This is a genomic window from Pontivivens ytuae, assembly GCF_015679265.1.
Taxonomy (GTDB): Bacteria; Pseudomonadota; Alphaproteobacteria; order Rhodobacterales; family Rhodobacteraceae; genus Pontivivens; species Pontivivens ytuae.
Genome location: NZ_CP064942.1, coordinates 2,595,290 through 2,612,437 on the forward strand (window position 1 = coordinate 2,595,290; position 17,148 = coordinate 2,612,437).

General features: G+C 66.4%; 22 protein-coding genes. 12 read left to right on the forward strand and 10 right to left on the reverse strand.

What is annotated here, in order from left to right:
- Positions 1 to 89 precede the first annotated feature (89 nt).
- Positions 90 to 458: a BLUF domain-containing protein gene (locus tag I0K15_RS12715; protein WP_196101883.1), complete on the forward strand. Its 369-nt coding sequence runs from the start codon at positions 90 to 92 to the stop codon at positions 456 to 458.
- Between the two features lie 21 nt (positions 459 to 479).
- Here the strand turns inward: I0K15_RS12715 and I0K15_RS12720 are convergent, their stop codons facing one another.
- From I0K15_RS12720 to I0K15_RS12730, 3 genes are all read right to left on the reverse strand, one after another.
- On the reverse strand, positions 480 to 740 hold the full coding sequence (locus I0K15_RS12720; RefSeq protein WP_196101884.1) for a hypothetical protein: 261 nt from the start codon (positions 738 to 740) through the stop codon (positions 480 to 482).
- The gene (locus I0K15_RS12725) at positions 737 to 1,483 is read right to left on the reverse strand and encodes an OmpA family protein (RefSeq protein WP_196101885.1); all 747 of its coding nucleotides are present in this window, start codon (positions 1,481 to 1,483) and stop codon (positions 737 to 739) included. The genes I0K15_RS12720 and I0K15_RS12725 overlap by 4 nt, the downstream gene beginning before the upstream one ends.
- Before the next feature lie 70 nt (positions 1,484 to 1,553).
- Positions 1,554 to 1,739, reverse strand: a complete 186-nt coding sequence (locus I0K15_RS12730) for a hypothetical protein (protein WP_230374112.1) — start codon at positions 1,737 to 1,739, stop codon at positions 1,554 to 1,556.
- A gap of 258 nt (positions 1,740 to 1,997) precedes the next feature.
- Between I0K15_RS12730 and I0K15_RS12735 the strand changes: the two genes are divergently transcribed.
- Positions 1,998 to 2,615: a hypothetical protein gene (locus I0K15_RS12735; protein WP_196101887.1), complete on the forward strand. Its 618-nt coding sequence runs from the start codon at positions 1,998 to 2,000 to the stop codon at positions 2,613 to 2,615.
- Here the strand turns inward: I0K15_RS12735 and trpS are convergent.
- Positions 2,612 to 3,628: a tryptophan--tRNA ligase gene (gene trpS, locus I0K15_RS12740; RefSeq protein WP_196101888.1), complete on the reverse strand. Its 1,017-nt coding sequence runs from the start codon at positions 3,626 to 3,628 to the stop codon at positions 2,612 to 2,614. The genes I0K15_RS12735 and trpS overlap by 4 nt on opposite strands.
- A 66-nt stretch (positions 3,629 to 3,694) precedes the next feature.
- On the opposite strand from trpS, the gene I0K15_RS12745 reads away from it, so the two are divergent.
- On the forward strand, positions 3,695 to 4,141 hold the full coding sequence (locus I0K15_RS12745) for a YaiI/YqxD family protein (RefSeq protein WP_196101889.1): 447 nt from the start codon (positions 3,695 to 3,697) through the stop codon (positions 4,139 to 4,141).
- A 4-nt stretch (positions 4,142 to 4,145) separates the two neighbouring features.
- Here the strand turns inward: I0K15_RS12745 and I0K15_RS12750 are convergent, their stop codons facing one another.
- Positions 4,146 to 4,556, reverse strand: a complete 411-nt coding sequence (locus I0K15_RS12750; RefSeq protein WP_196101890.1) for a hypothetical protein — start codon at positions 4,554 to 4,556, stop codon at positions 4,146 to 4,148.
- Complete coding sequence (locus tag I0K15_RS12755; RefSeq protein WP_196101891.1) at positions 4,553 to 5,782, reverse strand: MFS transporter; 1,230 nt, start codon at positions 5,780 to 5,782, stop codon at positions 4,553 to 4,555. The genes I0K15_RS12750 and I0K15_RS12755 overlap by 4 nt, the downstream gene beginning before the upstream one ends.
- A 124-nt stretch (positions 5,783 to 5,906) precedes the next feature.
- On the opposite strand from I0K15_RS12755, the gene I0K15_RS12760 reads away from it, so the two are divergent.
- A complete protein-coding gene (locus I0K15_RS12760) occupies positions 5,907 to 6,113 on the forward strand; it encodes a DUF1127 domain-containing protein (protein WP_230374113.1) in 207 nt (68 codons plus the stop codon).
- Between the two features lie 161 nt (positions 6,114 to 6,274).
- On the forward strand, positions 6,275 to 6,490 hold the full coding sequence (locus I0K15_RS12765; protein WP_196101892.1) for a DUF1127 domain-containing protein: 216 nt from the start codon (positions 6,275 to 6,277) through the stop codon (positions 6,488 to 6,490).
- Between the two features lie 123 nt (positions 6,491 to 6,613).
- Here the strand turns inward: I0K15_RS12765 and I0K15_RS12770 are convergent, their stop codons facing one another.
- A complete protein-coding gene (locus I0K15_RS12770) occupies positions 6,614 to 9,067 on the reverse strand; it encodes an ATP-dependent helicase (protein WP_196101893.1) in 2,454 nt (817 codons plus the stop codon).
- Between the two features lie 316 nt (positions 9,068 to 9,383).
- Between I0K15_RS12770 and I0K15_RS12775 the strand changes: the two genes are divergently transcribed.
- From I0K15_RS12775 to I0K15_RS12790, 4 genes are all read left to right on the forward strand, one after another.
- Complete coding sequence (locus I0K15_RS12775) at positions 9,384 to 10,532, forward strand: alpha-hydroxy acid oxidase (RefSeq protein WP_196101894.1); 1,149 nt, start codon at positions 9,384 to 9,386, stop codon at positions 10,530 to 10,532.
- A gap of 64 nt (positions 10,533 to 10,596) precedes the next feature.
- Positions 10,597 to 11,214, forward strand: coding sequence for an SCO family protein (locus I0K15_RS12780; protein WP_196101895.1), 618 nt, complete (start codon positions 10,597 to 10,599; stop codon positions 11,212 to 11,214).
- 62 nt (positions 11,215 to 11,276) lie between these two features.
- Entirely contained in the window at positions 11,277 to 11,831 is a 555-nt protein-coding gene (locus tag I0K15_RS12785; protein WP_196101896.1) for an ActR/PrrA/RegA family redox response regulator transcription factor, read from the forward strand.
- 39 nt (positions 11,832 to 11,870) lie between these two features.
- Positions 11,871 to 12,296 (forward strand): DUF1801 domain-containing protein, encoded by a 426-nt coding sequence (locus I0K15_RS12790; RefSeq protein WP_196101897.1) that lies wholly within the window; start codon positions 11,871 to 11,873, stop codon positions 12,294 to 12,296.
- A gap of 36 nt (positions 12,297 to 12,332) precedes the next feature.
- Here I0K15_RS12790 and I0K15_RS12795 read toward each other — a convergent pair whose 3' ends face one another.
- From I0K15_RS12795 to I0K15_RS12805, 3 genes are read right to left on the reverse strand one after another with little or no spacing between them, the layout of a single operon-like run.
- The gene (locus tag I0K15_RS12795; protein WP_196101898.1) at positions 12,333 to 12,668 is read right to left on the reverse strand and encodes a DUF3140 domain-containing protein; all 336 of its coding nucleotides are present in this window, start codon (positions 12,666 to 12,668) and stop codon (positions 12,333 to 12,335) included.
- A 57-nt stretch (positions 12,669 to 12,725) separates the two neighbouring features.
- Positions 12,726 to 13,631 carry a 30S ribosomal protein S6--L-glutamate ligase gene (gene rimK / locus I0K15_RS12800; protein ID WP_196101899.1) on the reverse strand — a complete coding sequence of 302 codons (906 nt, stop codon included), beginning with the start codon at positions 13,629 to 13,631 and terminating at the stop codon, positions 12,726 to 12,728.
- Entirely contained in the window at positions 13,631 to 14,056 is a 426-nt protein-coding gene (locus I0K15_RS12805) for an ATP-dependent zinc protease family protein (RefSeq protein ID WP_196101900.1), read from the reverse strand. The genes rimK and I0K15_RS12805 overlap by 1 nt, the downstream gene beginning before the upstream one ends.
- 189 nt (positions 14,057 to 14,245) lie before the next feature.
- Here I0K15_RS12805 and rimP point away from each other — a divergent pair, with 189 nt between their 5' ends.
- The 3 genes from rimP to I0K15_RS12820 are packed head-to-tail and all read left to right on the forward strand — an operon-like array spanning position 14,246 to position 17,142.
- A complete protein-coding gene (gene rimP / locus I0K15_RS12810; protein WP_196101901.1) occupies positions 14,246 to 14,806 on the forward strand; it encodes a ribosome maturation factor RimP in 561 nt (186 codons plus the stop codon).
- Between the two features lie 5 nt (positions 14,807 to 14,811).
- A complete protein-coding gene (gene nusA, locus I0K15_RS12815; RefSeq protein WP_196101902.1) occupies positions 14,812 to 16,434 on the forward strand; it encodes a transcription termination factor NusA in 1,623 nt (540 codons plus the stop codon).
- A 24-nt stretch (positions 16,435 to 16,458) separates the two neighbouring features.
- Positions 16,459 to 17,142 (forward strand): RNA-binding protein, encoded by a 684-nt coding sequence (locus tag I0K15_RS12820; protein ID WP_196101903.1) that lies wholly within the window; start codon positions 16,459 to 16,461, stop codon positions 17,140 to 17,142.
- Positions 17,143 to 17,148: the final 6 nt, after the last annotated feature.

Consider the following 17,148-nt stretch of genomic DNA (forward strand, 5'->3'; position numbering starts at 1 on the left):
TTTTCCTCACTTCTGGTTCTCAGGACGTGCACCGGAGAAGACCTGTGAATCTGACCCGCTTGGTATATTACAGTCAGCGTAACCCCTCGATGTCGATGGATCTGCGGGAGCTGATCAAGACCTGTCACCGCAACAACGCGATGAACAGCATCACCGGCATCCTGCATTACAGCGGGACCTATTTCCTGCAGGTGCTCGAAGGGGGGCGGGCCGAGGTCAGCGCAACCTATCACCGGATCGCAAACGATCCGCGGCACTCGAACGTGATCCTGATCTCCTGCTCCGATGTGCGCGAGCGGCTGTTCCCGGTGTGGACCATGGGTCTGCACGAAGGGATGGACGAGGAGACGCGCAACATCTTCCTGCGCTACTTCGCGACTAAGGACGTGAACCCGGAGACGGTGAACGTGGACAGCCTGCTCGACGTGCTGCAGGATCTGTCGGCCGAACTCAGCTGATCTGGGGGAATGCGGCGCGCCTCAGCGGGCGCGCGCGCGACGCCGTTCCTTCTCGAACCGGCCATTGGCACGGGACAGGCGCTGTTCCAACTCGCTGTTGCGCCGGCGCAGACGCACGAACTCCGTCTGATAGGCGGCATCGAGCGTGGTCGTGACCTCGGCCGACTTCTTGCGGCCGCGGCGGTGGCCGACCAGCACCAGCAGGATGAGGAAGACCAGCAGCGCCGGGATCAGCGGCACTTGCGGGGCCATGAGCTGGTCGAGGATGTCCATCGCGGTCATTCGCTTTCCTCCATCGTCGGGCGCACGTCGACGGGCGCGGTGCGCGCGGCCTCAAGTTCCGACAGATCGACGTCGAAGGTGACGGCGCTGACGGCCTGTTCGGCGGAGGTCAGGCCGACGCCCTGTGCGCGGTACATGCCGGTGTCGAAGCCGGCTTCGGAAATCGAGTTGATCACCGCCTCGGCCCGCCGCCAGCTCACCAGATGCACCATGCGGCCATCCGCGTCGGAGGAGGCGTGGCCCGTCACGACGAGCTGGATCATGTCGCAGCCTGCCACCCGCTGCGCCACCTGGCGCGCGGCCGCACGGGCCTGCGGGGTGAGCTCATGGCTGCCCGCCTCGAAGGCGATGCGGGTGGAGCGCACGTCCTCATAGACGTCGTCCGAGCAGATCTGGCCAACCGGCTGCACGCGCAGGGCGACGGCGGTCAGCTCCTCTTCAACGGGCTCCGCTTCGACCTGATCCGGCGCGGTGTACTGGGCGATGAGGCGCTGGGTCTTGTTGAGCAAATCGTGCTTGTCGGCAAAGACGAGGCCCGCGGCCAGCGCACCGCCGGCGAGCAGAGTGAGACCGAAGACGACAAGGCGGTTCGGGCCCTTCAGCGCCTCCAGGTTCGGCTCGCCCGGCGTCGGCCGTGCAGGCTGACGCGGCCCCCGGCCATTGGCGGCATTCGCAAAACGTTGGGCCTGTGCGAGACTCATCCCGGCACGGCGCCCGACCACGGTCTTGTCTGACTTCCTCATGACGATCCCCCAGCGTTTCCAAGAGGATACGCAGGGCATTTGTCGGAAATGTGGTCAAAAAACGCGAATTCTACGATTTGCGATGAAAAACAAACGCTGTAGCTGAACCTTCGCTCTCTTTTTCCATTGCAAGTTGCAAGAGATCGGCCGCCTCGCGAAAGGTGGGCTCGTTCTGATCGAGCTTGAGATCTGTGTTTTCATCCGAGACGACAACAGTCAAGCCAAGATCAACTACAAGTTGCTGCAGCACTGTCACAATTCGGTGCGAGTAAACAATTTTCGACAAGCGACAGTCTCCCACATGCTTTTAGTATGTGTCATAGCTTGCTCTGTAGCATCGCACAATGGCGCTGATAAAAGATAAGTTGAGGGACGGATGGATTTCGCAACATGGATGACGCGCCCCGAGGCCGATCATATTGCAGTAGTCAAAGGGGGAAGTGCCGATCTTTTTGATCAGATCGCAACACTTGATTACGGCGTTCCGGTCCGCGTCTTGTGCAACGGTGCGGCGATGCGCCGCCTCGCGAGTACGCAGGACCTGACCTTCAAGCCCCATGTGTCCGCACTTGTCACCGATATGCCCCGGCGCGACCTGGAGCGGCTGGAGCCGCGCGACAGCGGCGGGCCGCTCTTCGTCCTCTCCGAAACGGTGGAGGAGTTCATCGGGGCGGAGATCACCTTCTGCCGCCGCCATGCCGACATGCTGGCGGGCTACTCGACGCCGCTGCCGATCCTGGAGGAATGCGCCGCCGCGAGCTTCGTCGCCCTGATGAACGACATCTCGGACCGGCGGGCCGGGCCGCTGGTGATCCATGACCTGCGTGACCGCCTCGATGTGGTCAGCAGCGACATCCTCACCGTCTTCGACGTGACGACTGCGCCGGCTGCGGCCCGCTCCCCCGATCCGATCGAGCTGCCGTCGGAGGCTCAGGTGCTCCAGCACGCGAGCTTCATCGGCTCGACCGATCGCGGCGCGCTGCGGGACATGCACAAGCCGGTGCATCGGCGCGGCTACGACCCGCTCTTCCGGTTCTGGATCGAGAACCTGCGCGCCCGCGCGGACAGCCCGACCCATGGCGACATCGTGGCCGACGCCATGGACCGGATCGACCTGATCCGCCCGAGTTAGCGCGAGCGGACGAAGCCCACGATGTCGTAGGTCTTCGCGAGGATCGGCTCCGCGATCTCGGCGGCGCGCTCGGCACCCTTTCCGAGCACGCGGTCGATCTCAGCCACGTCGGCCATCAGGCGGGCCATCTCCTCGCTGATCGGGGCGAGCTTCTCGACCGCGAGCTCGGCGAGCGCCGGCTTGAACTGTCCGAACTGCGTGCCGCCATGCTCCGCGATCACCTGCTCGGGCGAGATGTCGGCGAGAGCGGCGTAGATGTTGACCAGGTTGCGTGCCTCGGGCCGCCCCTCCAGTCCGTCGAGGGCTTCGGGCAGTGGCTCGGGATCGGTCTTCGCCTTGCGGATCTTCTTCGCGATCGTATCGGCGTCGTCGGTGAGGTTGATGCGGCTCGCATCCGACGGATCGGACTTCGACATCTTCTTCGACCCGTCGCGCAGGGACATGATGCGGGTCGCCGCGCCCTCGATGATGGGTTGCGTCTCCGGGAAGAACTCCACGCCGTAATCGTGGTTGAACTTCGCCGCGATATCCCGCGTCAGCTCCACATGCTGCTTCTGGTCCTCGCCCACGGGCACATGCGTGGCGTGGTAGGCGAGGATGTCGGCCGCCATCAGCGACGGGTAGGCGTAGAGGCCAAGGCTCGCCTTCTCCGCGTTCTTGCCCGCCTTGTCCTTGAACTGGGTCATCCGGTTCATCCAGCCCAGCCGCGTGACGCAGTTGAAGATCCAGCCGAGCTCCGCATGCTGGGGCACCTGGCTCTGGTTGAAGAGGATCGACTTCTCCGCATCCAGCCCGCAGGCGAGATAGGCCGCCGCCAGCTCCCGCGTCGCGTGCTTCAGGTCCGCCGGATCCTGCCAGACCGTGATCGCGTGCAGGTCGACGATGCAATAGATCGTCTCCATCCCGTCGTTCTGCATCTCCACGAAGCGCTTCACGGCGCCCAGGTAGTTGCCGAGTTGCAGGTGGTTGGTCGGCTGGATGCCGGAGAACACGCGCGGCGTGAAGCTGGTCATCGGTCAAACCCTCGGATAGATCGGAGCGCGTTATCGCCGCCCCCGCGGCACAACGCAAGGTGAGAGATGGCGCTCTACATCGATGCCGATGCCTGCCCGGTGAAGGAGGAGGCAAAGCGCGTGGCCCATCGCCACGGCCTGCGCGTCTTCGTGGTCTCCAACGGCGGCATCCGGCCCGATCCGCACCCGGATGTTGAGACGGTGGTGGTCGAGGCCGGCGCGGATGCCGCGGATATGTGGATCGCGGAGCGGACGGGGCCGGGCGATATCTGCGTGACCTCCGACATTCCACTCGCGGACCGGGTGCTGAAATCGGGTGCGGCGGCGATCCGCCCCGATGGCGAGGTCTTCACCGAAGCGTCCATCGGCCATCAGCTTGCCATGCGCGACCTGATGGCCGACCTGCGCGCCGCCGACCCGTTCCGGCAGGGCGGCGGCAAGGCGTTCTCGAAGGCCGACCGCTCCCGCTTCCTCGACCGGTTGGAGGCGCTGGCGCGGAAGGCGCAGCGCTAAGCCGTTACAGGTGCGGCAGGATCGAGTCGTAGTTGGTCGTGAGATGGACCGACAGCACCTGCCAGCCCTCCAGCCCCCGATAGGCCGCGATGGCGGCGAAGAGCAGCCCCTCCGGGCTCTCGAACAGCACGGCCTCCCGGTGGAAGGTGTCGCCGCTGCCCGACGAGGACAGGATCGTGCAGCTCGTAACCCCGGTGCCGTAGACGTCATAGAGCTCCGCCCCCAGCCGTGTCGCGTCGCCCTCATCGATCTGGCCGCGCTGGACGGCGAAGTCGAAGGCGCGGGCGTACTGGCCGTCCTCGATGGCGCTGCGGATCTCCATGACGGGCGGGACGTTCGCGCCGCTATCCTCGCCGATACAGGTCATCGCGTGAACGGGCGCTGCGGCGAGCAGCACCGCCGGAAGCAGTTTCATTGCAGCCTCGTGGACAGGATCAGAAGGAAGAGGGCGACGATGGCCGTGCCGGTCAGCGCCGGGGCGAGGCCGACCGCATCGGTCAGCACGCCGAGCAGGATGGCCCCCATCGCGGTCGAGGCGAGCGCGGTCGTCACCCACAGGCTCATCACCCGCCCGCGCAGGGCATCGCCCAGCCGGATCTGGATCGCGGACTGGATGCCGACTGCGGTGAGGGTCCCGGCCGCGCCCAGCCCGAACAGCACCGCAAGCGCTGCGGGCCAGCTCGGCACGGCGGCGAGGACCGCCACCAGGAGGATGCTTGCGAAGGCCGCCGCGACGGAGAGGCGCGGCAGGCGGTCGCCGGGCCGGATCGGATGGGTTGCAAGCCAGGCGGAGGAGAAGAGCGCGCCCAGTCCCGCCGCGGCGGTGAGCTGACCGAGCCCCTCCGGCCCGCGGGCGAAGGCGCCGTCGGCGATCACCGGCAGGATCTCCTGCACCCCGCGGGCGGGCAGGGCGGCGAGCGCGGTCATCGCGATGCCCGAGCGGATCACCCTATCGGCCCCGGCATGGGCCAGCCCCTCGCGAAAGCTGTCGAGAAAGCCCGTGGGCTCCGTCTTTGGTCCGTCCTGCGGGCGCGGCGTGACGACTAGAAGTGCGGCGAGCAGCGGCAGGAACGCGACGAAGTTCACGACCAGCGCCGCGCCGATGCCGAAGGCGGCGATCAGCGTGCCCGCGATAAACGGCCCCAGGAACCGCGAGAGGTTGAAGTTGATCGAGATGATGGGCACCGCCGCCCCGATCGCCTCCCGCGGGACGAGGCGTGGGGCCATCGCCATGCGCACCGGGTGATGCAGCGCCGTCACCGTTCCGATCAAGAGCGCGAAGCCCGCCAGCAGCACCGGCCCAAGCGCGCCGCTGAAATAGACGGCTATCAGGCCGGCCGTGACGGCGGCCAGCGCGATCTGCGCCCCGATCGCCGCGCGCCGCACGTCGGAGCGGTCGACCACCACGCCCAGCACGGGGCCGAGCGCCAGCGTCGGGATCATCATCAGGAAGGCGAGCAGTCCCACGAAGCTCGCACTGTCGGTCAGCGCCCAGCCCAGCCAGGCGATCGTGATCCGCTGCACCCACACACCGTTGAGGGCGAAGAAGTTGCCGATGACATAGATGCGGAAGTCGCGGTGGATCAGCGCTGTGGGGACCATGCGGGGTAAGTAGCGCCGGGCGACGAAACTGCCATGCATTCCGTGCAGGGCGCTACGGCTCCAAAGCGCTTTGAACGTGCGCGTCACGTCTCCATATTGCAGTGCATCACAGACGGGCTCCGCGTCGTGGGGATGACGGGGCAGAGAGCAAAGGAGATCTGCGATGACGACTGCAACGATGACCGCCAGCGGCCGCAGCCTCTTCGACACGGTTGCGCGCCTGCGCGTGCAATACGCCAAGTGGGTGCAATACCGCGAAACGGTGGCCGAACTCCGCCGCCACAACGAGCATGAGCTCGAGGATCTCGGCATGAACCGTGCTGACATCACGCGCGTGGCGCGCGCCGCCACCTACGGCGAGATGGCCTGACCTAGCGTCATTTCGCTATGGCTCCGCGGCAGGCCATGCATTCAGCGCATGGCGTGGCGGACCGAACGGATGTTGTGGCAGCAGGGCTGCCCATTACATTGCACTGCAGCAGAACACGAGACGGGGGCCGCGATCCGGTCCCAAATGAAAGGACCTGAACAATGGCATTTGTGACCAGCACCGATATCCGCGGCACTTCCTTCGCAGACCGCGTCCGCGCCTTCTGGGCCGAGCGTGTGGAAGCCTTCGAGAAGCGCCGCCTCTTCAACCGCACCGTGTCTGAGCTCGACGCTCTGACCAGTGCGGAGCTGAACGACCTGGGCCTCTCCCGCGCGAACATCCGCTCGGTGGCCTACGAGGCCGTCTACGGCAAGTGATGAAGATCCCCTGATGGGGTAAGCCAGCCCGCGACCCTACACGCGGGCAAGGCTCAGAACGGCGGCGCTTGAACCGGGGCATCCCTCCCTGAACCTCCCCGGCTCGCGCCGCCGTTTTCTATTTCAGAAGGGTACTTCGTTGGCGGCGGTGACGTAGCTCGCCACGACCTTCTTCTGACCTGCCTTTTCGAAATCGATGGTCAGCTTGTCGCCCTCGAAGGCGGCGATGGTGCCGTAACCGAATTTCTGGTGAAACACCCGCTCGCCCAGCTCGAAGGCCGGCGTCGCGGCGGCGTCGATCACCATGTTGCGCGCCTCCGACGGCGCGCGCATCGACCGGCGGCCGGAGTTCTTCTGCAGCCGCGCCCAACCCGGCGAGTTGTAGACATCAGCCTTCGACGCCTTTTCCATCAGGTCAGAGCCGCGCATCATCTGTGCGGCCGGGCTGGCGGTCGCCGCCGCACCGAACCCGCCACCGTAGAGGCCCGGCGGGGTCAGCACGTCCACATGCTCCTGCGGCAGCTCATCGATGAAGCGGGAGGGCATCTGGGAGTTCCACTGCCCATAGGTCTGCCGGTTCGCCGCGAAGCTGATCGTGCAGTGCCGCTCCGCCCGCGTGATGCCGACATAGGCGAGGCGGCGTTCCTCCTCGAGCCCCTTGAGCCCGGTCTCATCCATGCTGCGCTGGCTGGGGAACAGCCCGTCCTCCCAGCCCGGCAGGAAGACCACGGGGAACTCCAGTCCCTTGGCGGCGTGGAGGGTCATGATGGTGACCTTCTCCGCCGAATCCTCCGTGTCGTTCGACATCACGAGGGCGACGTGTTCGAGGAAGCCCTGCAGGTTCTCGAACTCCTCCAGCGCGCGGATCAGTTCCTTGAGGTTTTCCAGCCGCCCCGGCGCCTCCGGCGTCTTGTCGTTCTGCCAATGGGCGGTGTAGCCGGAGTCCTCCAGCACCAGCTCCGCGAGTTCGATGTGGGAGAGCGGCGCGTCGAGGCCCGCGGGCCGTTCCGGCATCGGCTCGTCCACATCGATCACGTCGTCGTCCTGCAGACCGGGCTGCGCGGACCAGCGCATGATCGCGCGCCAGCGATCGAAGCCGCGGATCAGTTCGTCGAGGTTCTTGCCGCCCTTCCCCTTGATCCCGCCATCGGCGACGACCGTGCGTGCCGCATCCATCATGCTGACCCCGTTCTCGCGGGCGAAGCTGTTGATGGTGGCGAGCGCCTTGTCGCCCAGCCCGCGCTTCGGCGTGTTCACGATCCGCTCGAACGCAAGGTCGTCGTCGGGGCTCACGACCACGCGGAAATAAGCCATGGCGTCCCGGATCTCCATCCGCTCGTAGAAGCGGGGGCCGCCGATGACGCGGTAGGGCATGCCGATAGTGAGGAACCGGTCCTCGAAGGCGCGCATCTGGAACGACGCGCGGACGAGAATCGCCTGTTCGTTGAGCCCGATCGGGTCGAGGCCGCGGGTGCCGCGCTGGTACGCCTCGACCTCCTCGCCGATCCAGCGGGCCTCCTCGTCGCCGTCCCAATGGCCGATCAGGCGGACCTTCTCGCCGCCCTCCGCCTCGGTCCATAGTGTCTTGCCCAGCCGGTCCTCGTTGGCCGCGATGACGCCCGAGGCGGCGGCAAGGATGTGGGAGGTCGAGCGGTAGTTTTGCTCCAGCCGGATCACGGTCGCGCCGGGGAAGTCCTTCTCGAACCGCAGGATGTTGCCGACCTCCGCCCCGCGCCAGCCATAGATCGACTGGTCGTCGTCGCCGACGCAGCAGATGTTCCGGTGCCCCTGCGCGAGCAGCCGCAACCAGAGGTACTGCGCGACGTTGGTGTCCTGATACTCGTCCACGAGGATGTAGCGGAACCAGCGCTGGTACTTCTCCAGAATGTCTGGGCAGGTCTGGAAGATCGTCAGGACATGCAGCAACAGGTCCCCGAAATCGACCGCGTTCAGCGTGATCAGCCGCTTCTGGTAGGCGTCGTAAAGCTCCGGCCCACGATGGTTGAAGGCCCCGGCTTCGGAGGCGGGCAGCTTGTCGGGCGTCCAGCCGCGGTTCTTCCAGTTGTCTATGATCGAGGCGAGCAGGCGCGGCGGCCAGCGCTTCTCGTCTATATTCTCCGCCTGGATGAGCTGCTTGAGCAGCCGGATCTGGTCGTCCGTGTCGAGGATCGTGAAGTTCGACTTCAGGTCCACGATCTCCGCATGGCGACGCAGCAGCCGGTTGCAGAGCGAGTGGAAGGTGCCGAGCCACGGCATCCCCTCGATCACCCCGCCCACATGGCGACCGACGCGGTTTTTCATCTCGCGCGCGGCCTTGTTGGTGAAGGTGACGGCGAGGATCTCGTTGGGCTGGGCGCGGCCGGTGTTGAGCAGGTGCGCGATGCGTGTGGTGAGCGCCTTCGTCTTGCCGGTGCCCGCGCCCGCGAGCATCAGGACGGGGCCGTCCAGCGTCTCGACCGCGCGGCGCTGTTCGGGGTTCAGGTCGTCGAGATAGGGCGCCGGGCGCGCGGCCATGGCGCGGGCGGAGAGGCTCTGCTCCGCGGCGGCCTCGAACGGATCGTCTTCCCAGTCGGTCATGCCGGGCAACATAGCGGAGGGGGCGGGCGAGTTAAAGGATTGTTCACGCCCTGTTCCATGCGGCGGATGGGCTTTGGATCGGTTGTGCTGAGGCGCGGGTGGAGGATCTGCCGCACTGGGCGATCGCCGCGTCGAGCCCGACCATGACACCCCTCGTCCACCGTCCCGGCCGCAGCGCCGGGACCGCTCTGTAAAGTAGAGCCCCGCGGCGAAAGACCCCGGATCAAGTCCGGGGTGGTATCACTTCGAAGCACAGGCGGGGCAGCGCCGCTCCACCGGCTTGACCGTCACCCACCCAAGTGCTTCCGTCCCGCCCATGCAGAACCTAGACGACCGCTTTCCCGCCATCTCTGACCTCGCCGCGGCCGCCAAGTGCCGGATCCCGCATTTCGCATGGGAATATCTCGACAGCGGCACCACCGACGATGTCGCGATGCGCGCGAACCGGACGGCGCTCGACGCGGTGCGCCTCGTCCCGCGGTTCCTGAAGGGCGACCAGAGCCCCGATCTCACCTGCACGCTCTTCGGTCAGGAGTACGGCGCGCCCATCGGTATGGCGCCCGTCGGCCTCACCGGTTTGATGTGGCCCGGTGCCGAGGCGATGCTGGCCGACACCGCCCGGCGGGGGCGGATCCCCTATTGCCTGTCCACCGTCGCCGCCATGACGCCCGAGGAGGTCGGCCCCGCCGCCGGTGACTACGGCTGGTTCCAGCTCTATCCCCCGCGCGATCCGGAGCTGCGCCGCGACGTCCTCGCCCGGGCGTGGGAGAGCGGGATGAAAGTGCTCGCGCTGACCGTCGACATCCCCGCCCCCTCCCGCCGCGAGCGGCAGCGGCGCGCCGGGCTTTCGATCCAGGCGGGGGTCAGCCGCCAGATGCTCAGCCACATCGCAGTCCGGCCGCGTTGGGCGCTCGCCACCGCGCGCAACGGCAAGGCGACGCTCGCCACCATCGTGAAATACGCGGGCACCACCGATCTGGAGGGCCTGCGCCGCTTCTTCACCGAGCGCTTCATCCACAATCCCGACCTCTCCTATGTCGAGGCGCTGCGGCAGGACTGGCCCGGAGCGCTGGTGGTGAAGGGCATCCTCAGCGCCGAGGACGCGCTCGAGGTGGTCGAGCGCGGTGCGGACGGCGTCTGGGTCTCCAACCACGGCGGGCGGCAATTCGACGCGGCGCCGCCGGCGATCGAGGCGCTGCCGCGGGTGGTCGAGGCGCTGGCGGGCCGGGCCCCCGTGATCTTCGACAGCGGCATCCGGACGGGGCTCGACATCGCCCGCGCCCTCGCGCTCGGCGCCGATTTCTGCTTTGCAGGCCGACCGTTCCTCTACGGCGTGGCGGCCGCCGGGCAGGCGGGCGCCGACCAGGCGCTCCACATCCTGCGCGACGACCTCGACAACGCGATGCGCCAGTTCGGGGCGGAGACGTTGGCCGAGCTACGCCGCCCGGGCGGAATCGCGCCCTGACGCCACTGGTTCCCGCCCCTGAAATTGCTTATATTTCGAGCGAAATCGCACGGGGGAGCCTACCATGATCCGCATCGCCGCAATCGCCGCCGTTGGAGTGGCCGTCGCAGCCCTGGCCGCAACGGCCGGGGTCGTTCTACTCGGCGGATCGGGGGATGACCGCTTCGCGCAGTGCCGCGAGAGCCAGGTCGCCGGCGCCGATATCGGCGGGCCCTTCAGCCTGGTGAGCGAGGACGGCGCGCGCGTCACCGATGCCGAAGTCATCGACCGCCCGTCGCTCGTCTATTTCGGCTATTCCTACTGCCCCGACGTCTGCCCGATCGACCTGTCGCGCAACGCGGTCGCCGTCGATCTGCTCACCGAGCAGGGCATCGACGTCAAACCGGTCTTCATCACCGTCGATCCGGAGCGGGACACGGTCCAGCAGATGGCCGAATATACCGATTTCATGCACCCGGAGATGGTCGGCCTCACCGGCTCCGTCGAAGAGGTCGAGGCGGCGAAGCGCGCCTACCGGGCCTATTCGGCCAAGGTGGGCGACGATCCGGAGAACTACCTCGTCGACCACTCGTCCTTTACTTACCTGATGGCGCCGGAGGAGGGGTTCCTCGACTTCTTCCCCAGCAATACAACGGCCGAGGATATGGCCCGGCGGACGGCCTGTTACACGGAACTGCTTTGACCCGGTGATCCAGCGACCCATGTCAAGCGTAGAAAGCGTGAGACATGACAATAGGTTCGCTTATGACACCCGACGCTGCTGCCGATCTTGGCCCCGATCCGACGCTCCTTCTGCTCGATGATGACGAGCCGTTTCTCCGACGGCTCGCGCGTGCGATGGAGAAACGCGGGTTCGCGGTGACCGAGGCCTCGACGGTGGCCGAGGGCAAGGCGGCGGTTCAGTCGAAGCCGCCGGCCTACGCAGTGGTCGATCTTCGGCTGGAGGACGGCAATGGCCTCGACGTGGTGGAGGCTCTGCGTGGCGCGCGCGACGATGCGCGCATCGTGGTTCTGACCGGTTATGGCGCCATCGCGACCGCGGTCGCGGCCGTGAAGATCGGCGCGACGGATTACCTGTCGAAGCCCGCTGACGCGAACGATGTGACGGCGGCACTTCTGGCAAAGCCCGATGACAAGCCCGCCCCGCCTGAGAACCCGATGAGCGCCGACCGCGTGCGGTGGGAGCATATCCAGCGGGTCTACGAGCTTTGCGATCGCAATGTGAGTGAGACCGCGCGCCGCCTCTCGATGCATCGCCGGACGCTGCAACGCATCCTCGCCAAGCGCTCACCCCGCTGAACACGCCCTCCCGTGCTATGATGCGTGGGGAGGTGTGTGATGTCCGATCTCAAGACGGCCGAAACCGACGCCGATCCGCGTGCCTATGTCGAAGCTGTCGAGCACAAGGGTCGGCGCGAGGATGCGCTGATCCTCCTCGATCTCTTCGAACAATGGAGCGGCTGGCCGCCCCGCATGTGGGGCGAACGCCTGATCGGCTACGGCGCCTATGACTATGTTTACCGTAGCGGGCGCCACGCCCGCTGGTTCCGCACCGGCTTCGCGCCGCGCAAGGCAAACCTCGTCATCTACCTCATGCCGGGCGTGAAGAAATACGCGGACATCCTCGCCGATCTCGGCCCCTACAAGAACTCCGTCTCCTGCCTGTATCTGCCGCGTCTGGAGAAGATCGACCTGAACGTGCTGGAGGACGTGGTGCGCCGCTCGCTCGACGACATGGCCGACATCTACGGACCGCCCGCCTGAGCATCACTCTCGCGCAATACGCCCGCCGGAGGCGACTCAACCGTCCTTCAAGGGATCGTGCCCCCAGTTCATGAGCGAGTAGCGCCAGTCGGACTGCTCCACCTCATCGTCAGGCCCGCCCTGGCTGAGATGGCGTTTAATGTAGCCGACGACCTTGCCCATTTGGTCCCACTGGTCGTCGGTCAGATCGTCCTTGTTGGTGCGCTTGATCTCGACGATGCGACGCCCGGACTTGTGGCCCGTGCTCTCACCGCTATCGCTGTCGCCGACGGATTTGGACTCCTCGGTCTCCAGCCACTCCTCCAGCTCCTGCGGTGCCATGTTCACCAGCTCGCGCCACTCGTCCCAGATCTGATCGCGGCTCTTCGACATCGGCAAAACTCCTTTCGCATCAATGCGGAAGGAACGGGCGGGGCAGGCGGTGGTTCCTCAGCCGCGACCCTTGGTGCGGTTGGCGCCGGGCTTCGCGTTGCGCTCGATATGCTCGATGATCTTACCGGCCACGTCGAGGCCGGTGGCCTTCTCCACGCCTTCGAGACCGGGCGAGGAGTTCACCTCCATCACCACCGGCCCCTCGTTGGCGCGCAGCATGTCCACACCACAGACGGCAAGGCCCATCGCCTTCGCCGCCTTCACTGCCGTGGCCCGCTCCGCCGGGGAGATGCGCACGGTCGTGGCGGTGCCGCCCTGGTGCAGGTTGGAGCGGAAGTCGCCCTCAGCACCCTTCCGCTTCATCGCCGCGACCACCTTGTCGCCGATGACGATGCAGCGGATGTCCTCGCCATTGGCCTCTTTCACAAAGGACTGGACGAGGAACTCCGCCTGCAGGCCGGAGAATGCCTGAATGATCGCCTCCGCCGCCTTCTGGGTCTCGCCCAAAACGACGCCCTTTCCTTGCGTGCCCTCCAAGAGCTTGATGATCGCGGGCGCCCCGCCCATCAGCGCCAGCAATTCCTTCGGGTCCGAGGAGCGGTGCGCGAACACGGTCGAGGGCAGGCCGATCCCGCGTCGCGACAGCAGTTGCAGCGAGCGCAGCTTGTCGCGGGAGCGCGAGATCGCGACGCTCTCGTTCAGCGCCCAGACCCCCATCATCTCGAACTGCCGCAGCACCGCGGTGCCGAAGAAGGTGACCGAGGCGCCGATGCGCGGGATGACCGCGTCCACCCCCATCACCTTCTCACCATGATAATGCAGCGCCGGCCGGGCGGAAGCGATGTCGATATAGCAGCGCATGTGGTTGACGTGCACGACCTCGTGGCCGCGCTCGGCCCCGGCCTCCATCAGCCGCTGATGCGAATAGAGGTCGGGATTACGGCACATGAGCGCGATACGCATCAGTCTCTCCCCAGAAGCCAGGAGCCCTGCGAGTCGATGAGTGTTCGCCCGTCCAGCGCCTCGCGCCCGATCAGCATGGCGTAGGTCATCAACTCGCGGTCTGTGAGAGTCACATAGATCGGCCAGCTCCGTCCGCCCATGGAAAGCGTGGTGCGGATCGTCGGACGGCGCTCCACCTGCCCATTGGAGGAGCGCACGCGACGCAATTCCGCCACCTCCACCCGGCACTGGCGGTACTTCGGGCGGCCCGCGCTGTGCGCCTCGAAGAGGGCGAAGGTCTTCCCGTCCTCCTTCTCCAGCCTCAGATTGCGCGCGTGCAGGGCCGAGGTCTTCGCCCCGGTGTCGATTTTCGCACGCACGCGCAGGCCGCCGAGATCCGGCAGTTCGACCTGTTCGCGCCATCCGATAAGCAACCTGTCATCCATGCGCGCGGACATGGGGCACCGCCCGATCCTTGGCAATGGCCGCGATTGGGCTTGCGTGCGAATACGGATCGCCCTATGTAGCGAAACAACAGCGGAGGCTGGGGTCCAAACCGAGCCGCCACCGATACGACACGCACGGGCCGCTGGCCCGTTTTTTTGTGCCTGAACGCAAGTATTCGAGAGACCGACTTGACCGACCTGATCGCCAAGGCCGCCATCGACCGGCGCATCCGCGACATCATCGCCCCGACCGTGGAGTCCATGGGCTATGAGGTCGTGCGCGTGCGCTTCCAGGGCGGCAAGACCAAGCTCGTTCAGATCATGGCCGACAAGCCCGGCGGGATCGAGGTGGACGACTGCGCGGAGATCTCCAACACCGTCTCGGCCCTCCTCGATGTCGAGGATCCGATTGAGGGCGAGTACAATCTGGAGGTCTCCAGTCCCGGCATCGACCGCCCCCTTACCCGCCTCAAGGATTTCGAGGACTATGCGGGTTACGAGGCGAAGCTGGAGACGCAGGAGCTCATCGACGGCCGCAAGCGCTTCAAGGGCGTATTGCAGGGCGTCGAGGACGGCGAGGTCCTGATCGAGATCCAGGAAGGCATCGTCGGCCTGCAATTCGACTGGCTGGCCGACGCCAAGCTGGTGCTGACGGACGAGCTGATCGCGGAGAGCCTGAAGGCCCGCGAGACGAAGCTCGAAGGATTTGACGAGATCATCGAGGAAGATGCCTCGAGCGAGGAGGAGTAAGGACCATGGCCACGGTTGCCGCCAACAAGCTGGAGCTTCTGCAGATCGCCGACGCGGTCGCGCGGGAGAAGATGATCGAGCCCGGCCTCGTGATCGAGGCGCTGGAGGAGAGCTACGCCCGCGCGGCGAAGGCCCGCTACGGCGCCGACTACGACATCCGCGCCCATATCGACCGCAAATCCGGCGACCTGACCATGGAGCGGGTGCGCACCGTGGTGGAGGAGGTGGAGGACCACTTCACCGAGCTCGACCTCGAAGACGGGCGCGAGATCGACCCGCAGGCCGAGATCGGGACCGAGATCCGCGATCCGCTGCCGCCCATGGACTTCTCCCGCATCGGCGCGCAGTCCGCGAAGCAGGTCATCATGCAGCGCGTGCGCGAGGCCGAGCGCGAGCGCCAGTACGAGGAATTCAAGGACCGCAAGGGCACGATCATCAACGGCCTCGTCAAGCGGACCGAATATGGCAACGTCATCGTCGACGTGGGCCGGGGCGAGGCGATGCTGCGCCGCGACCAGCTCATCCAGCGCGAGGCGTTCCGCAACGGCGACCGCATCCGCGCCTTCATCAAGGATGTGCGGCTGGAGCAGCGCGGCCCGCAGATCTTCCTCAGCCGCACCGCGCCGGAGTTCATGGCCGAGCTCTTCAAGATGGAAGTGCCGGAGATCTATGACGGCGTCATTGAGATCAAGGCCGTGGCCCGCGATCCCGGCTCCCGCGCGAAGATCGGCGTGATCTCCTACGATTCGGGCATCGACCCGGTGGGTGCCTGTGTCGGTATGCGCGGCTCCCGCGTGCAGGCGGTCGTCAACGAGCTCAACGGCGAGAAGATCGACATCATTCCGTGGAACGACGATGCGGCGACCTTCCTCGTCAACGCGCTCCAGCCCGCCGAGGTGGCGAAGGTCGTGATGGACGAGGATGCAGGCCGGATCGAGGTCGTGGTGCCCGACGAGCAGCTTTCGCTCGCCATCGGCCGCCGCGGTCAGAACGTGCGCCTCGCCTCCCAGCTCACTGGCTGGGACATCGACATCATGACCGAGGCCGAGGAGAGCGAGCGCCGTCAGGCCGAGTTCGCCGAGCGCTCTAAGCTCTTCATGGAGGCGCTCGACGCCGACGAGATGGTGGCACAGCTCCTCGTCTCCGAAGGCTTCACCTCGCTGGAGGAGGTTGCTTACGTTGAGCTCGACGAACTGACTGTCATCGACGGCTTCGACGACGAGACGGCGCAGGAGCTTCAGACCCGCGCCCGCGAAGCGCTCGACGCGATCAACGCTGCAGCGACCGAGAAGGCGCGCGAGATGGGTGTCGAGGACAGCCTCTTCGAATTCGAGGGTCTGACTCCGCAGATGATCGTCGCTCTGGCCGAGGACGGCATCAAGACGCTGGAGGACTTCGCCCAGTGCGCCGATTGGGAACTCGCCGGCGGCTACACCACCATCGACGGCAAGCGCGTCAAGGATGACGGCCTGCTGGAGCAGTTCGACGTGAGCCTCGAGGAAGCCCGCGAACTCGTCATGACTGCCCGCGTCCTGCTCGGCTACATCGATCCGGAGGAGCTGGTGGCCCAGCAGGCCGCTGATGCCGAGGAAGCCGAGGGTGAAGAGACCGAGGAGGCCGAGGGCTGATCCCAGCCCTCGGAGGTCGCGCCCGTGAGCCGGGGTGGTCGGACAAAGGATCGCGAGACGCCTGAACGGCGCTGCATCGCGACGGGCACGAGCGGGCCGAAGGCGCCGCTCGTCCGCTTCGTCGTGGGCCCGGATGATACGGTCGTGCCGGACATCGCGGAAAAGCTGCCCGGCCGCGGCATGTGGGTGAGCGCCGATCGGGACGCCATCGCGCTGGCGGCGAAGAAGAATCTCTTCAACCGCGCCGCCAAACGCCAGGTGAAAGCGCCCACCGATCTGCCCGATCTGGTGGAGCGTCTGCTACTACGCCGCGTTCAGGACGCGCTGGCCCTTGCCAGAAAGGCCGGGCTGGCCCATATGGGGTTCGACACGGTAAAGACGCGGCTGCGCGCCGGACCCGTGGCGGCCTTGGTGGAGGCGTCGGACGGCTCCGAGCCCCAGCGCGCCAAACTTCGCCCCCTCGCGGCGGAGGCTCCCCTAATTTCCTGTCTTTCCGGGCACGAATTGGGTTTGGCATTCGGACGTGATAATGTGATACATGCCGCGCTGGACGGGGGCGGCATCACCGATCAGGTCCTCAGAGAGGCGTCGCGGCTTGCCGGGCTGCGAGGCCATGAGGTCGTTGGAACGACGGATGACGCCGCACCGGACGGGATGCGGCAGACGGATGAACAGATGCGGGGCATGGGGCCCCGGCGAGAAGGTTAAGGTCAG

Bases quoted from the DNA above. Each gene is read 5' to 3' on its own strand.
- rimK (WP_196101899.1), bottom strand. From the start codon at position 13,631: ATGCGTATCGCGCTCATGTGCCGTAATCCCGACCTCTATTCGCATCAG.
- I0K15_RS12780 (WP_196101895.1), top strand. From the start codon at position 10,597: ATGATCCGCATCGCCGCAATCGCCGCCGTTGGAGTGGCCGTCGCAGCC.
- I0K15_RS12805 (WP_196101900.1), bottom strand. From the start codon at position 14,056: ATGGATGACAGGTTGCTTATCGGATGGCGCGAACAGGTCGAACTGCCG.
- I0K15_RS12790 (WP_196101897.1), top strand. From the start codon at position 11,871: ATGTCCGATCTCAAGACGGCCGAAACCGACGCCGATCCGCGTGCCTAT.
- I0K15_RS12765 (WP_196101892.1), top strand. From the start codon at position 6,275: ATGGCATTTGTGACCAGCACCGATATCCGCGGCACTTCCTTCGCAGAC.
- I0K15_RS12720 (WP_196101884.1), bottom strand. From the start codon at position 740: ATGACCGCGATGGACATCCTCGACCAGCTCATGGCCCCGCAAGTGCCG.
- I0K15_RS12775 (WP_196101894.1), top strand. From the start codon at position 9,384: ATGCAGAACCTAGACGACCGCTTTCCCGCCATCTCTGACCTCGCCGCG.
- nusA (WP_196101902.1), top strand. From the start codon at position 14,812: ATGGCCACGGTTGCCGCCAACAAGCTGGAGCTTCTGCAGATCGCCGAC.
- I0K15_RS12725 (WP_196101885.1), bottom strand. From the start codon at position 1,483: ATGAGGAAGTCAGACAAGACCGTGGTCGGGCGCCGTGCCGGGATGAGT.
- I0K15_RS12785 (WP_196101896.1), top strand. From the start codon at position 11,277: ATGACACCCGACGCTGCTGCCGATCTTGGCCCCGATCCGACGCTCCTT.
- trpS (WP_196101888.1), bottom strand. From the start codon at position 3,628: ATGACCAGCTTCACGCCGCGCGTGTTCTCCGGCATCCAGCCGACCAAC.
- I0K15_RS12770 (WP_196101893.1), bottom strand. From the start codon at position 9,067: ATGACCGACTGGGAAGACGATCCGTTCGAGGCCGCCGCGGAGCAGAGC.
- I0K15_RS12795 (WP_196101898.1), bottom strand. From the start codon at position 12,668: ATGTCGAAGAGCCGCGATCAGATCTGGGACGAGTGGCGCGAGCTGGTG.
- I0K15_RS12760 (WP_230374113.1), top strand. From the start codon at position 5,907: ATGACGACTGCAACGATGACCGCCAGCGGCCGCAGCCTCTTCGACACG.
- I0K15_RS12755 (WP_196101891.1), bottom strand. From the start codon at position 5,782: ATGCATGGCAGTTTCGTCGCCCGGCGCTACTTACCCCGCATGGTCCCC.
- I0K15_RS12745 (WP_196101889.1), top strand. From the start codon at position 3,695: ATGGCGCTCTACATCGATGCCGATGCCTGCCCGGTGAAGGAGGAGGCA.
- I0K15_RS12735 (WP_196101887.1), top strand. From the start codon at position 1,998: ATGCGCCGCCTCGCGAGTACGCAGGACCTGACCTTCAAGCCCCATGTG.
- I0K15_RS12750 (WP_196101890.1), bottom strand. From the start codon at position 4,556: ATGAAACTGCTTCCGGCGGTGCTGCTCGCCGCAGCGCCCGTTCACGCG.
- I0K15_RS12715 (WP_196101883.1), top strand. From the start codon at position 90: ATGTCGATGGATCTGCGGGAGCTGATCAAGACCTGTCACCGCAACAAC.